Source organism: Nocardioides albertanoniae (assembly GCF_006716315.1).
In the GTDB taxonomy this organism is placed as follows: Bacteria; Actinomycetota; Actinomycetes; order Propionibacteriales; family Nocardioidaceae; genus Nocardioides; species Nocardioides albertanoniae.
In genome coordinates this window covers 3,218,306-3,232,093 of record NZ_VFOV01000001.1, presented here as the reverse complement: position 1 = coordinate 3,232,093, position 13,788 = coordinate 3,218,306, and the positions used below count along the sequence as shown (strand labels likewise).

Sequence of the window (13,788 nt, the reverse complement as noted above, 5' to 3'; positions counted from 1 at the left end):
GGCAACGGATCTGCACAACTGATCCGCATCCGCGTGTCGTGCCGAATTGAGGAGGTACGCCTGCCTACTGTTCTGAGAACGGCGAGGTTGACATAACTATAACCCTCAGGCTGAGGGTCAGGGTTGAACCGGGCCGCGACGACCAACATCGAGCGAAAGGGCGACCACCGTGGGAGCTGCACAGAACTACCTGGCGATCATCAAGGTCGTCGGCATCGGTGGCGGCGGCGTCAACGCTGTCAACCGGATGATCGAGGTCGGCCTCAAGGGGGTCGAGTTCATCGCCATCAACACCGACGCCCAGGCGCTGCTGATGAGCGACGCCGACGTCAAGCTCGACATCGGCCGTGAGCTGACCCGCGGTCTCGGTGCGGGCGCCAACCCTGGTGTGGGGGAGAGCGCCGCCGAGGACCACGCCGACGAGATCGAAGAGGTCATCAAGGGCGCCGACATGGTGTTCGTGACCGCCGGCGAGGGTGGCGGCACCGGCACCGGCGGCGCGCCGGTCGTGGCCCGCATCGCCCGCAGCCTCGGCGCGCTGACCATCGGTGTGGTGACCCGCCCGTTCGCCTTCGAGGGGCGTCGCCGCGCCAACTCCGCCGAGGAGGGGATCACCAAGCTCCGCGAGGAGGTCGACACCCTCATCGTCATCCCCAACGACCGGCTGCTCTCGATCTCCGACCGCAACGTGTCGGTGATGGATGCGTTCCGCCAGGCCGACCAGGTGCTGCTGCAGGGTGTCTCCGGCATCACCGACCTCATCACGACCCCGGGCCTGATCAACCTCGACTTCGCCGACGTGAAGTCGGTCATGTCCAACGCCGGCTCGGCGCTGATGGGCATCGGCTCCGCGCGCGGTGACAACCGCAGCGTCGAGGCAGCCGAGATGGCCGTCTCCTCGCCGCTTCTGGAGGCTTCGATCGACGGCGCCCACGGCGTGCTGCTCTCCATCGCCGGCGGCTCCGACCTCGGCCTCTTCGAGATCAACGAGGCGGCGGCGCTGGTGGCCGACGCGGTCCACGAGGAAGCCAACATCATCTTCGGTGCGACCATCGACGACGCTCTCGGTGACGAGGTGCGGGTCACCGTGATCGCCGCCGGCTTCGACGGTGGCATGCCCAAGCGTCGCGAGGGCCAGTCCGGCCTCGGCACCGTGCAGGGCCGGGCGACCACTCAGCAGAAGTCGGCCGGCAACGGGGAGAACGCCTCCGTCGCGACCGCGGTCGCCACCCGCCGTGCCGAGGAGTCCGAGGAGACGAACGAGACGCCGGCTGCGCCGCCCGCCCAGCCGGCTCCGACCACGCCTCCGCCCGCGGCGCCGCCGGCCGAGCCCGCGCCTGCGCCCGCACCCAAGAAGCCGGCTCCCAGCGTCCAGTTCAACGACGACGAGCTCGACGTCCCCGACTTCTTGAAGTAAGGGCGCGGTTTGTACAGCTTCCGAGCCTCCGCGGGCCTCGTCGACCTGGCTTTCACTGACAGGTACGGCGGGGTCAGCGCTGCGCCCTACGCCGAGCTCAACCTCGCGGTCGCCGGCTCGGACGAGGAGACGGCGAAAGCAGAGAACCACCGGCTGCTGCTGGCCGACTTCGCCGACGGCGCGCCGTACGCCGACCTCTACCAGGTCCACGGCGACGTCGTCGTCGACGCGCGGTGCGGCGCCCGCCCCGAGGCCGATGGCATCGTGACCACCGAGCGCGACCTGGTGCTCCTGGTGCGCACCGCCGACTGCGTACCGGTGCTCCTGGCCGACGAGGCTGCGGGCGTCGTCGGCGCTGCGCACGCCGGGCGGCGCGGTATGGCTGCCGGCGTCGTCCCGCAGACGGTCGCGCGGATGCGCGCGCTCGGCGCCACCTCGATCACCGCATGGATGGGCCCCTACGTGTGCGGCCGGTGCTACGAGGTGCCCGAGGCGATGCAGGCCGAGGTCGCCGATGTCGAGCCCGCCGCCAAGGCGACCACGAGCTGGGGCACCCCCAGCCTCGACGTCGGCGCCGGAGTGCTCGCGCAGCTGGCCCGCGACGACATCGACGCCGTCGACGTCAGCAGGTGTACCCGCGAGTCCGACGACCTCTACTCCTTCCGCCGAGACGGTGCCGGCATGTCGCTGGGCGCCCTGATCCGACTCCGTGCTGCCTGATGGGAGGGCCTGAGATGACCAGTCGCACCGACGAGATCGCCGCCGGGCTCGAGGAGACCCGCGAGCGGATCGCCCGCGCCGCCGAGAAGGCCGGGCGGGCCGCCGACGAGGTCCACCTGGTCGTGGTCACCAAGTTCTTTCCCGCCTCCGACGTGCGCATCCTGGCCGGCCTCGGCGTCACCGACGTCGGCGAGAACCGCCACCAGGAGGCCGAGCGCAAGGCGGCGGAGTGTGCCGACCTCGGGCTGCGCTGGCACTACATCGGCGGGCTGCAGTCCAACAAGGCGGCCGCCGTGGCGGCCTACGCCGACGTCGTCGAGTCCGTCGACCGCCGCTCGCTGCTGTCCCGGCTCAGCCGTGGTGCGGGCGAGCGCGGCCAGAGCCTCGACGTCCTGCTGCAGGTCTCGCTCGACCCGCCCGACCGAGAAGGTCGCGCGGGCGCGGATCCTGGCGACGTACGCGATCTCGCTGCCGAGGTGGTCGCGACCGACGGGCTTCGGCTGCGCGGTCTGATGGCGGTGGCGCCGCTCGGGGAGGATCCGGCCGCCGCCTTCGCGCGGTTGGCGCGGATCCGGGAGGACTTTCTCGTCGAGCATCCCGAGGCGACGGTGCTGTCGGCGGGGATGAGCGGCGACCTGGAGCAGGCGATCTCACATGGCGCGACACACGTACGTGTCGGGTCTGCGGTCCTCGGAGAGAGGCCGACGGTCAAGTAATGTCTCGGATCAGAAACACTTTGGGGAAGGTGACGATGTCATGAGCGAGCGCCAGCGAGCGACCGTAACCCTCATGCTGTCGCGTCCGTACTCTTGCGCTTGCGCTACGGAGGCGACGGCATGAGCGGTGCGATGCGCAGGTTCGGTGAATACCTTGGCCTGCTCGAGGACTCCGGGTATGACGACGACGTCTACGAGGGCGATGACGACGAGACCCGCTCGCACGAGCCGGTCAAGGCGCCGGTGCGCTCCAAGCAGTCACGTCCGGCCCCGGTGGCAGATCTGTCCGAGCGGCGACGAGCAACGGTGGTGCCTGCGGTGGCAGAGCTGTCCAAGATCATCACGCTGACCCCGACGTCCTACAACGAGGCGCGTCAGATCGGCGAGAACTACCGTGACGGTACGCCAGTGATCATGAACCTCACTGAGATGGACGATGCGGACGCAAAACGGCTCGTCGACTTTGCGGCGGGGCTGATCTTTGCTACCTATGGGAACATCGAGAGGGTCACCAACAAGGTGTTTCTTATCTCACCTGCGAACGTTTCGGTCACGGCCGAGGCCAAGCAGAGGATCGTTGAGGGCGGCTTTTTCAACCAGAGCTGAGACCCTTGACACCTGCCTGCGGGAGGGTTGGACGCAGTCCGCGTCTGGCATGTCTGTGGACAGGCGCTAGAGTTTCGACAGCATTAACCTGATGCCGCCCCCGGCGGTGCAATCCGAACGTCTGAGTCAACCGAGTAATGAATGGGTGAGGTCATGCCGCTGACGCCAGAGGACGTGAGCAACAAGCGCTTTACTCCCGTCCGGCTCCGCGAGGGCTACGACATGGGCGAGGTGGACCAGTTCCTCGACGAGGTCGAGGCCGAACTGGCACGTCTCACCCGGGAGAACGACGACCTTCGCGGGAAGTTGGCGTCTGCGCAGTCGGGTGGGGGTCCCTCCTTCCCGATGGCTCCCGAGCCGCCTGCTCCTGAGCCGATGCCGGCTCCTGAGCCGGTCTCGCACCAGATGCCGATGTACCAGGAGGCGCCGCAGACCGGGGGCATCGAGACCATCCGGGTGGAGACCGTGCCGGAGGCGTCCAACGCCGCGGCTCGTCTGCTCGAGCTGGCCACGCGCAACCACGACGCGCTCATCGACACGGCCAAGAACGACGCCGACAAGATCGTCGGTGAGGCTCGCACCAAGGCCGAGCGCCTCGAGTCCGAGTCGAAGTCGAAGGCCGACCGCATGGAGGCCGACGCACGTACGCGGGCTCAGATGCTCGACAGCGAGACCGCCGAGCGTCGTCAGCAGCTCTTCGGTGAGCTGGAGCGCGAGAAGGACAACCTGACCACCGAGGTCGACACGCTGCGCAACTTCGAGCGTGAATACCGTTCGCGCCTGAAGAGCTACTTCACGCAGCAGCTCGACGCGCTCAACAACTCGGCCGAGTCGGCTGCCCCCGTCATGGCGGCCGCGGTCAACGAGTCGGGCCCCGCGCCCAAGCGTCTGCGCTCCATCCTGGGGGAGGACGAGGGCTGACCGACCTCGCGCCGCCACAGGCGGCCGGGCTGATGCCTTCGTAGTCAGACTTCACATCGGCCGGTCCCGCATCGCGGGGCCGGCCGATGTGTGCGCTCTCGGGCGGCCGGGTCGCACGTTCTAGCAGGTGAGGTGGGTCCTGTACGTAAAATGCTTGGATTTCCCGCGCTACGGACCAATCTGCCCCCAGTTTCGGTGTGTTGGTTGAGTGGAGCCTGATCCCGGGCTACATTCCGGGCACGCTCTTCGCATCGCCTCGGCGCTGCGAAGTGATGGCAGGAGAAAGGGGACTCCATGTCTGCACCGGTGATGTGTCGCGCGAGCGCGGCCGTCGGGCGCATCCACGTGCGACCTGAGCTTTCTGGGAATACCAGCTCCTACCTCACGGCTTCCACTTCGGTGGCGTGGGCGAGCGTCTAGCCAACCTGAACCATCGGGCGGCCCGGGGGGCCGTTTCTCACACCAGAAAGCGAGTGCCGTGCCTAAGAAAGCAACCAAGACTGTCGCCTCTCCAGACCAGCTCAAGGTCAAGGCCGACGAGGAACCGTGGACCAAGGATGAGCTCGACGAGGTCATCGACGAGCTGCGGGAGATGCGGGCGCACAGCCTCGAGGTGCTCACCGCGCTCGAGACCGAGCTCTCCGGGCTGATGAAGGACTCCGGCGACGGCGCCGGCCAGGACCAGGCCGACATGGGTGCGACCAGCTTCGAGCGCGACCACGAGCTTACCGTGGTCAACAGCGAGAAGGACAAGCTCGCCCAGATCGAGCGAGTCATGGGTTACCTCGAGGAGGGCACGTACGGCATCTGTGAGTCGTGCGGGGAGCCGATCGGCAAGATGCGACTGATGGCGTTTCCGCGTGCCACACTGTGCATGACATGCAAGCAGCGCGAGGAGCGTCGCTGAGCGACGCGCACACAGGTCCTGATAGTTCGGTGCACCCTGTTCGTCGGGCAGAGTTCGCGGCCGTCGCGGTGCTTCTGCTGGTCCTCGACCAGCTCACGAAGCTCTGGGCGGTCGCGACGCTCGTTCCCGGGCAGCCGCAGGAGCTGGTCGGCTCGGTGCTGCAGCTCAACATCATCCGCAACCCGGGAGCGGCCTTCAGCACCGGCACCGGCTACACCTGGATCTTCACGACTCTCTCGATCGTGGCGACCATCGGCGTGCTCTGGTTCGCGCGCCGCGTGCGGCACCGCGGATGGGCGTACGCGCTCGGCATCCTGGTCGCCGGGATCAGCGGCAACCTCATCGACCGACTGACGCGTGAGCCGGGGTTCTACCTCGGGCACGTGGTGGACTTCGTCCAGCTGCCTAACTGGCCGATCTTCAACGTCGCCGACATGTGCATCAACGTGGCAGCCGTGCTGATCGTGATCCTCTCCTTCAAGGGAATCGGCCTCGACGGGACACGCATCTCCGACGAGGACGAGTCCGAGTCCGAGGCCGCGGGCGGCACGAAGTGAGCTTCGCGCACGCGGACCAGCGCACCCTGCTGGTGCCGGACGGTCTGGAGGGCGAGCGGGTCGACGCCGCGATGGCACGGCTGTTCGGCCTCTCCCGCACCCGCGCGGCGGAGCTGATCGCCGAGGGGCTGGTCAGCGTCGACGGCTCGGTGGTCGCCAAGAGCGACCGGGTCAGCGCCGGGTCGATGCTGGACGCCACGATCCCTTCGCTGGCCGACCCGCTGGAGATCAAGCCCGAGATCGTCGAGGGCATCAAGATCATCCACGACGACGACGCCTTCGTGGTGATCGACAAGCCTGTCGGCGTCGCCGTGCACCCGTCGCCGGGCTGGCAGGGCAAGACCGTCGTCGGCCACCTCGCCGCGGCCGGTTTCCGCATCTCCACCTCGGGGGCCAAGGAACGCGAGGGCATCGTCCAGCGTCTCGACGTCGGCACCTCGGGCGTGATGGTGATCGCCAAGTCGGAGCACGCCTACTCGGTGCTCAAGAACGCCTTCCGGCAGCGTACGGTCGACAAGACCTACCACGCGCTCGTCCAGGGTCACCCGGACCCGCTCGAGGGCACCATCGACGCCCCGATCGGGCGCAACCCGAAGTACGACTACAAGTTCGCCGTCCGCGCCGACGGACGCCACTCGGTGACCCACTACGAGACGCTCGAGGCGCACCGGTTCGCGTCGTTGCTCAAGATCCACCTCGAGACCGGGCGTACACACCAGATCCGTGTGCACATGTCGGCGCTCAAGCACCCCTGCGTCGGTGACCTGACCTACGGCGCCGACCCCACGCTCGCTCGGCGGGTGGCGGTCGAGCGCCAGTGGCTCCACGCGGTGCAGCTGGGCTTCGTGCACCCGGAGACCGGCAGCTACGTCACGTTCGAGTCGTCCTATCCCGACGACCTTCAGCACGCGCTCGATGTCGTCCGCGACTCCGACTGAGGCGATCCTCCGCCCTGCGGAGCCCGAGGACATCGCTGACATCGTCCGCACCTATGTCGAGACGCGTGCGGCCGCCGCGATGCCGGCGCCGATCTATCCGGAGAAGGACATCCGGGAGTGGCTCGCGGTGAAGGTGCTCGCGCCCCAGGCCGGTTCGGAGATGTGGGTCGCGGAGGTCGACGGCACAGTCTCGGCCTTCGCCGCCTTCACCCAGACATGGCTCGACGACCTCTTCGTGCACCCGCGCGCCCAAGGCACCGGCATCGGCACGATGCTGCTCGACCTGGTCAAGTCGCTGGCCCCCGACGGCTTCGGCCTCTGGGTCTTCGAGATGAACACCCCTGCCCGGGCCTTCTACGCCCGCCACGGCCTCCGCGAGGTCGAGCGCACCGACGGCTCCGACAACCAGGAGAAGGCCCCCGACGTACGCATGTCGTGGCCCTGACCCCACCCTGCCGAGACGTCGCTCCTGCAGGTCGAGAGGTCACTCGTGCAGGCTGAGATGGCACTGCCGTGCCGTCTCGACCTGCAGAAGTGACTACTCGGCCTGCAGGAGTGACGTCTCGGCGGCGATGAGGGCGATCTCGGCCGGGCCGACGCGGCAGCAGCCGCCGACGTACGCCGCACCGGAGCGGACCCAGGAGCGGGCTTCGCCGGGGCGGAAGCGAGTGGTGCCGGTCCAGGCGCCGTCGACGTAGATCTCGCCGGTGTTGGGGTAGACGACGGCGGGCTCGCCGGTGGCGGTGGCGAGCTGGATGGCGGCGGGGACGTCGGCGGGGTCGCAGCAGTTGACGCCGACGGCGACCACCGAGCGCACCTCGGCGGCCAGCGCGAGCGCGTCGGCGAGGGGCTGGCCGGCGCGGGTGCGGGTGCCGGCGCAGGAGTAGGAGAACCAGACCGGGAGACCGATGTCGTCGAGGAGGTCGACGAGCACCTCGGCCTCCTCGATGTCGGGGATGGTCTCCACGGCGATGACGTCGGGGTCCTCGGTCTCCAGCAGAGCCAGCCGAGGAGCATGGAAGTCGCGCAGCGTCGCGGCGGAGACGCCGTAGCGGCCGCGATACTCCGAGCCGTCGGCCAGGTAGGCGCCGTAGGGTCCGATCGAGGCGGCGACCAGGCGCCCGGGTGACTCCTCGGCGACCTCGCGCGCGATGCGTACGCTGCGGCGCAGCAGCTCGGTGGCGTACGCCTGGCTCATCCCGGCCTCCACGAAACCGGGCACGCTGGCCTGATAGCTCGAGGTGGTGGCGACGTCGGCGCCGGCGGCGAAGTAAGCCCGGTGGACGGCGGCGATCTCCTCGGGTGACTCGTCGAGCAGCCGGGCGGTCCACAGGGCGCCCGAGACGTCATGGCCGCGCTCTTCCAGGGCGTTGGAGAGGCCGCCGTCGAGGATCGTCACCACAACCCGACGATAACCCCCGGAGGGTGCGGCCTGGGTCCCAAGTCTGTCGGTGGTGGGCGGTAGTCTGTAGTCCTTCCCCCAGGTTGTCCGTGCGCACGTCGAGCGGGCCCCTGCGCCCACCGTTCCACGTACGACCTCGAGGAGGGCTCCACGCCAATGGCGGCTGGCTCCAAGGACTCATTCGTCCACCTTCACGTCCACACCGAATACTCGATGCTGGACGGAGCATCCCTCCTCGACGGGCTCTTCAGCCGCACCGCTGAGCTCGAGATGCCGGCCATCGCGATGACCGACCACGGCAACATGCACGGCGCCTACGACTTCTGGTCGCGGGCGCGCAAGGCCGACGTGAAGCCGATCATCGGCATCGAGGCCTACATCACGCCGAACACGCCGCGTGGTGAGCGCAAACGGGTCCGCTGGGGTCGCGGCGACCAGGCGCAGGAGGGCGGCGACGACGTCTCCGGTGGTGGTGCCTACACCCACATGACGATGTGGGCGGAGTCGACCGAGGGCATGCACAACCTCTTCAAGCTCTCCTCCCGCTCGAGCCTCGAGGGCTACTACTTCAAGCCGCGGATGGACAAGGAGATCCTTCAGGAGCACTCCAAGGGGGTCATCGTCTCCACCGGGTGCCCCTCGGGCGCGATCCAGACCCGGCTCCGGCTGGGTCAGTGGGAGGAGGCGCTCCAGGAGGCCGGCGAGCTGCAGGACATCTTCGGCAAGGACAACGTCTTCCTCGAGCTGATGGACCACGGGATCGACATCGAGAAGCGGGTCCGCGACGACCTGCTCAAGCTCGGCAAGACCATGGGCATCCGCCCGGTCGCCACCAACGACTCCCACTACACCAGCCCCGGCGACGCGGGCGCTCACGAGGCGCTGCTGTGCGTGCAGTCGGGCAGCCGGATGACCGAGCCGCCCTACTCCAAGGGCGGCAAGCGGTTCGCGTTCCAGGGCGACGGCTACTACATCAAGACCGCTGCCGAGATGCGCGAGCTGTGGGGGCAGCAGGACCTGATCGAGGCCTGCGACAACACGCTGCTGATCGCCGAGCGCTGCGACGTCGACTTCACCGAGTCCACCGGTGGCTACATGGCGCGAGCCGACATCCCCGCAGGTGAGACCGAGGAGTCGTGGCTGCGCAAGGAGGTCTGGCGCGGCATCGAGGCGCGTTACCCCGGCGAGAAGCTGACCGACGAGGTCAAGGAACGCACCAACTTCGAGCTCGACATCATCGCCCAGAAGGGCTACTGCGGCTACTTCCTGGTGGTCGCCGACTTCATCCAGTGGTCCAAGGACAACGGCATCCGGGTGGGCCCGGGGCGTGGTTCGGGTGCGGGTTCGATCGCCGCCTACTCGCTGCTGATCACCGACCTCGACCCGCTCGAGCACGGTCTCTTCTTCGAGCGGTTCCTCAACCCCGAGCGTCCCTCGATGCCCGACTTCGACATCGACTTCGACGACCACCGCCGCGGTGAGGTGATCAAGTACGTCACCGAGAAGTACGGCGCGGAGAAGGTCGCCCAGATCGCGACCTTCGGGCGGATCAAGGCCAAGCAGGCGATCAAGGACGCGGCCCGCATCCTCGACCACGGGTTCGCGATCGGTGACCGGATCACCAAGGCGCTGCCGGCCGACGTGATGGGCAAGGGCGTGCCGCTCACCGAGCTCTTCAACCCCGATCACAAGCGCTACGGCGAGGGCGGCGACTTCCGCAGCCTGCACGACACCGACCCAGACGTGAAGAAGATCTACGAGACCGCGATCGGTCTCGAGGGTCAGATCCGGCAGACCGGCATCCACGCCGCGGGCGTGATCATGGCCTCCGACCCGATCATCGACATCGTGCCGCTGATGGAGCCGAAGCAGGACGGCCAGATCGTCACCCAGTTCGAGTATCCGACCTGTGAGTCGCTCGGCCTGGTCAAGATGGACTTCCTGGGCCTCTCCAACCTCCACACCATCGAGGACGCACTCTCCAACATCCGCGCCAACCGTGGCATCGACCTGGTGCTGGAGGACGTGCCCTTCGACGACAAGGCGACCTATGAGCTGATGCAGCGCGGCGACACGCTCGGCGTCTTCCAGCTCGATGGTGGCGGCATGCGGTCCCTGCTGCGCTCGATGCTTCCCGACCGCTTCGCCGACATCACCGCCGTCTCCGCGCTCTACCGGCCGGGCCCGATGGGCGCCGACTCCCACAACAAGTACGCCCACCGCAAGAACGGCCGCGAGCCGATCGTGCCGATCCACCCCGAGCTCGAGGAGCCGCTCGCGGAGGTGCTGGGGGAGACGTACGGGCTGATCGTCTACCAGGAGCAGGTGATGTCGATCGCGCAGGTGCTGGCGGGCTACTCGCTGGGCCAGGCCGACATGCTCCGCCGCGCGATGGGCAAGAAGAAGAAGGCCGAGCTCGACAAGCAGTACGCCGGGTTCCAGGCCGGCATGCTCGAGCGGGGCTACTCCCAGAAGGCGATCGACACGATCTGGGAGATCCTGCTGCCGTTCTCCGACTACGCGTTCAACAAGTCGCACTCGGCGGCCTACGGCGTGGTCACCTACTGGACCGCTTACCTGAAGGCCAACTACCCGACCGAATACATGGCCGCGCTCTTGACCTCGGTCAAGAACGACAAGGACAAGATGGCCATCTATCTCAACGAGTGCCGCCGCCGGAAGATCGCGGTGCTGCCACCCGACGTCAACGAGTCCTCCCACGACTTCACCGCCGTCGGCACCGACATCCGTTTCGGCCTGACCGCGGTGCGCAACGTCGGCGCCCAGGTGGTCGACGGGATCGTCGAGGCGCGCACCTCGAAGAGCCGTTTCGAGGACTTCAACGACTTCCTCGCCAAGGTGCCCGACCGGGTCTGCAGCAAGCGGGTGATCGAGTCGCTGATCAAGGCCGGCGCCTTCGACGACATGAAGCACCTGCGCCGCTCGTTGGTCGCGATCCACGAGACCGCCGTGGACCAGTACATCGACATCAAGCGCAACGAGGCGATCGGGCAGGACTCGCTCTTCGGCGGTCTCGACGACGGCGACGGCGTCGAGTTCGGGGTCTCTGTCACGATCCCGGAGATGGACGAGTGGGACAAGATGACCCTGCTCGGCCACGAGCGCGAGATGCTCGGGCTCTACGTCTCCGACCACCCGCTGATGGGCCTCGAGCACGTGCTCGCCAACGGCACCGACTGCACGATCGGTCAGCTGATGACCGACGAGTCACGGCCGCACAACTCCACTGTCACGGTCTCGGGCCTGGTCACCAACGTCAACCGGCGGATCACGAAGAAGGGCGACGCCTGGGCGACCGTGACGCTGGAGGATCTCGAGGGCTCGGTGGAGGTGCTGCTCTTCCCGAGCTCCTACCAGCTCGCCGCCCCTCACCTGGTCGAAGACAGCATCATCAGGGTCAAGGGACAGCTCTCGCGCGACAAGGACCAGCCCGAGCTGCGTGGCCAGGAGGTCACCGTCCCCGACCTGACCGGTGGGCCGGGTGCCGCCGGTGGACCGGTGGTGATCTCGCTGCCGTCGACGAGGTGCACACCGCAGGTGATCGGCCAGCTGCGTGACGTACTGACCACCTATCCCGGTGTAGCCGAGGTCAGGCTACGGTTGATGACACGGGACGCGACCCGGGTCATGAAGCTCGACGACCGGCTGCGGGTGGCGCCGACTCCCGAGCTGTTCGCCGACCTCAAACACCTCCTCGGACCAGGATGCCTGACAATCTGATCGTGCCGCCGCCGCCCAGTCTCTACGAGACGGGGCGGCGTGCTGCCCGCCCCGACCTGTCCCGCCCGGTGCTGATCCAGGCGGCCATCGTCCTCGCCGCCTTCGTGGTCGGCGGCGTCGTGGCCGGCCTGGCCGCGGCGACACTGTGGACACCGCCGACCGGCATGGTGCTGGAGGGCAAGTGGTATCGGGGCCTCATCTCGATCGACCCGCCCGCGATCGGGCAGAACATCGACCAGGGCGTCTTCGCGGCGACCGCCTGGTTCTCGGTGTGCGCGATCGTGCTGGGCCTGCTCGTCGGCATCGCGGCTGCGATCTGGCTCAATCGCTCCGAGCTGGTCACCCTCGCGGCAGTGACTCTCGGCGGTGCGATCGGTGGCGGCCTGATGCTGCTGGTCACCTCGCTGCTCTCGCCCGAGGATCCTCACGGCCTCGCGAAGGGCGCCGCCGACGGCACCGTGATCCAAGACAGCTTCCAGCTCGCCTCGCCCTGGCTGATCCTGCTCGTTCCGGGCTCGGCGATGCTTGCCCTCATGGTGATCTTCCTGATGTGGACCCCACACCAGATCGACGACCACTGATCGCCCAAGACCTGGTCGAGTCGGCTCGTCCTGACGTGATCCGAGGTCGAGTCGGCTCGTCATGACGAGCCGACTCGACCTGGTTTTCGGTCAGGACGAGCCGACTCGGCGAGCTATCTGGCGATGGGTGCGATGGTGGCGGACGTGATCGTGGCGAGATCGGTGGGGGAGAGCTCGAGGTCGAGGCCGCGGCGGCCACCGGAGACGTAGACGGTCTCGTACGCCGTGGCTGACTGGTCGAGCACGGTCGGGTGTGAACGCTTCTGACCGATGGGGGAGATGCCGCCGGCGACGTAGCCGGTGGCTCGCTCGGCCGCGGCGACCTCGGCCATCTGTGCCTTCGAGCCGCCGAGGGCACGGGCGAGCGCCTTGAGGTCGAGCTGACCGGTGACCGGCACGATGCCGACGACCAGCTTCGAGTCGAGCGAGGCCATCAGCGTCTTGAAGACGCGACCCGGTTCGACCCCGAGGGCCTCGGCGGCCTCGAGGCCGTACGACTGCGCCCTGGGGTCGTGCTCGTAGGGATGCAGGGTGAAGTCGGCCCCGGCGCGGGTCAGCGCCACCGTCGCCGGCGTGCCCCCGCTCTGCGTGCGTTTCTTCGCCACCATCGGCTCCTAGTTGGGCGACCACTTCGTGCGGGCGACCTCGGTGGCGGGAAGCGAGGGGATCACGTTCATCGCCCTGAGCTCGGCACGGAGCAGGTCGATGGCCATGCCGAGGCGTACGCCGGCGTCGGATGCCTCCAGCAGCGCCTGACGGTCGGGCATGGGCAGGGGAGTGGTGGCCGAGATCGTCCAGGAGAGGAACTCCGGATCCTTGGGGAGGGAGCCGGTGAACGGGTCGTCACGGAACTCGAGCAGGGCCGCGCGGTAGGCGGTGAAGATCCCGCGCGCGGTGTCGACGACCGTGCTCGGCACGTCGACCTGGTCCTCGTCGAGCACCTCGACGTCGGCGACCGGGAAGTCGCCGGAGCTCTCCATGGTGTCCATCCGGATCCGGTCGACGGCGAGCACCTCCAGGTCGAAGGAGCCGTCGTCGTTGCGTTCGGCCTCGGTGATCATCAGCTTGACCCCGACGCGGTAGAGCGACTGGGCGCCGGACTCACCGACCTCGTAGCCCTCCCGGATCGCGACCGAGCCGAAGTGTCGATCCTCCTCGTCCTGCATGAGCAGGTGGTTCACCATGGCGCGGTATCGGTCCTCGAAGACCCTCAGCGGCAACGTCACGCCGGGGAAGAGGACCGCGTTGAGCGGGAACATCGGCAGCCGGTCTGTCATCAGTC

The 13,788-nt window shown here is 68.0% G+C and carries 14 protein-coding genes; 11 read left to right on the top strand and 3 right to left on the bottom strand.

Translation table 11 applies throughout. The features are described 5' to 3' along the window. The first annotated feature begins 169 nt into the window (after window positions 1–169). The 9 genes from ftsZ (at window position 170) to FB381_RS15490 (ending at window position 7,227) form a co-directional block, all read left to right on the top strand. Complete coding sequence (gene ftsZ, locus FB381_RS15530) at window positions 170–1,417, top strand: cell division protein FtsZ (protein ID WP_141781121.1); 1,248 nt, start codon at window positions 170–172, stop codon at window positions 1,415–1,417. A gap of 9 nt (window positions 1,418–1,426) precedes the next feature. Beyond that, window positions 1,427–2,137 carry a peptidoglycan editing factor PgeF gene (pgeF, locus tag FB381_RS15525; RefSeq protein WP_141781120.1) on the top strand — a complete coding sequence of 237 codons (711 nt, stop codon included), beginning with the start codon at window positions 1,427–1,429 and terminating at the stop codon, window positions 2,135–2,137. Between the two features lie 14 nt (window positions 2,138–2,151). After that, window positions 2,152–2,853, top strand: coding sequence for a YggS family pyridoxal phosphate-dependent enzyme (locus FB381_RS15520; RefSeq protein ID WP_141781119.1), 702 nt, complete (start codon window positions 2,152–2,154; stop codon window positions 2,851–2,853). A 120-nt stretch (window positions 2,854–2,973) separates the two neighbouring features. Beyond that, window positions 2,974–3,459: a cell division protein SepF gene (locus FB381_RS15515; protein WP_141781118.1), complete on the top strand. Its 486-nt coding sequence runs from the start codon at window positions 2,974–2,976 to the stop codon at window positions 3,457–3,459. A gap of 153 nt (window positions 3,460–3,612) precedes the next feature. Beyond that, the gene (locus tag FB381_RS15510; protein WP_246088138.1) at window positions 3,613–4,380 is read left to right on the top strand and encodes a DivIVA domain-containing protein; all 768 of its coding nucleotides are present in this window, start codon (window positions 3,613–3,615) and stop codon (window positions 4,378–4,380) included. A gap of 478 nt (window positions 4,381–4,858) precedes the next feature. Then, window positions 4,859–5,287 (top strand): TraR/DksA family transcriptional regulator, encoded by a 429-nt coding sequence (locus FB381_RS15505; RefSeq protein WP_141781116.1) that lies wholly within the window; start codon window positions 4,859–4,861, stop codon window positions 5,285–5,287. Window positions 5,288–5,316: 29 nt separating this feature from the next. Further along, window positions 5,317–5,844 (top strand): signal peptidase II, encoded by a 528-nt coding sequence (lspA, locus tag FB381_RS15500; protein ID WP_246088137.1) that lies wholly within the window; start codon window positions 5,317–5,319, stop codon window positions 5,842–5,844. Window positions 5,845–5,915: 71 nt separating this feature from the next. Continuing rightward, window positions 5,916–6,782: an RluA family pseudouridine synthase gene (locus tag FB381_RS15495; protein WP_246088322.1), complete on the top strand. Its 867-nt coding sequence runs from the start codon at window positions 5,916–5,918 to the stop codon at window positions 6,780–6,782. Next, entirely contained in the window at window positions 6,760–7,227 is a 468-nt protein-coding gene (locus tag FB381_RS15490) for a GNAT family N-acetyltransferase (protein ID WP_141781113.1), read from the top strand. Before FB381_RS15495 ends, FB381_RS15490 begins: the two co-directional genes overlap by 23 nt. 93 nt (window positions 7,228–7,320) lie before the next feature. On the opposite strand, the gene mmuM is transcribed toward FB381_RS15490, so the two are convergent. Beyond that, window positions 7,321–8,184 carry a homocysteine S-methyltransferase gene (mmuM, locus tag FB381_RS15485; RefSeq protein ID WP_141781112.1) on the bottom strand — a complete coding sequence of 288 codons (864 nt, stop codon included), beginning with the start codon at window positions 8,182–8,184 and terminating at the stop codon, window positions 7,321–7,323. Between the two features lie 156 nt (window positions 8,185–8,340). On the opposite strand from mmuM, the gene dnaE reads away from it, so the two are divergent. Both dnaE and FB381_RS15475 read left to right on the top strand, forming a co-directional pair. After that, window positions 8,341–11,925: a DNA polymerase III subunit alpha gene (dnaE, locus tag FB381_RS15480; RefSeq protein ID WP_141781111.1), complete on the top strand. Its 3,585-nt coding sequence runs from the start codon at window positions 8,341–8,343 to the stop codon at window positions 11,923–11,925. Continuing rightward, window positions 11,910–12,506, top strand: coding sequence for a hypothetical protein (locus FB381_RS15475; RefSeq protein WP_141781110.1), 597 nt, complete (start codon window positions 11,910–11,912; stop codon window positions 12,504–12,506). The genes dnaE and FB381_RS15475 overlap by 16 nt, the downstream gene beginning before the upstream one ends. Before the next feature lie 113 nt (window positions 12,507–12,619). Here FB381_RS15475 and ybaK read toward each other — a convergent pair whose 3' ends face one another. Beyond that, the gene (gene ybaK, locus FB381_RS15470; protein ID WP_141781109.1) at window positions 12,620–13,114 is read right to left on the bottom strand and encodes a Cys-tRNA(Pro) deacylase; all 495 of its coding nucleotides are present in this window, start codon (window positions 13,112–13,114) and stop codon (window positions 12,620–12,622) included. A 6-nt stretch (window positions 13,115–13,120) separates the two neighbouring features. Then, complete coding sequence (locus FB381_RS15465) at window positions 13,121–13,783, bottom strand: LON peptidase substrate-binding domain-containing protein (protein ID WP_141781108.1); 663 nt, start codon at window positions 13,781–13,783, stop codon at window positions 13,121–13,123. Window positions 13,784–13,788: the final 5 nt, after the last annotated feature.

Bases quoted from the DNA above. Each gene is read 5' to 3' on its own strand.
- FB381_RS15520 (WP_141781119.1), top strand. From the start codon at position 2,152: ATGACCAGTCGCACCGACGAGATCGCCGCCGGGCTCGAGGAGACCCGC.
- FB381_RS15515 (WP_141781118.1), top strand. From the start codon at position 2,974: ATGAGCGGTGCGATGCGCAGGTTCGGTGAATACCTTGGCCTGCTCGAG.
- FB381_RS15510 (WP_246088138.1), top strand. From the start codon at position 3,613: ATGCCGCTGACGCCAGAGGACGTGAGCAACAAGCGCTTTACTCCCGTC.
- FB381_RS15495 (WP_246088322.1), top strand. From the start codon at position 5,916: ATGGCACGGCTGTTCGGCCTCTCCCGCACCCGCGCGGCGGAGCTGATC.
- FB381_RS15490 (WP_141781113.1), top strand. From the start codon at position 6,760: ATGTCGTCCGCGACTCCGACTGAGGCGATCCTCCGCCCTGCGGAGCCC.
- dnaE (WP_141781111.1), top strand. From the start codon at position 8,341: ATGGCGGCTGGCTCCAAGGACTCATTCGTCCACCTTCACGTCCACACC.
- FB381_RS15475 (WP_141781110.1), top strand. From the start codon at position 11,910: ATGCCTGACAATCTGATCGTGCCGCCGCCGCCCAGTCTCTACGAGACG.
- ybaK (WP_141781109.1), bottom strand. From the start codon at position 13,114: ATGGTGGCGAAGAAACGCACGCAGAGCGGGGGCACGCCGGCGACGGTG.
- FB381_RS15465 (WP_141781108.1), bottom strand. From the start codon at position 13,783: ATGACAGACCGGCTGCCGATGTTCCCGCTCAACGCGGTCCTCTTCCCC.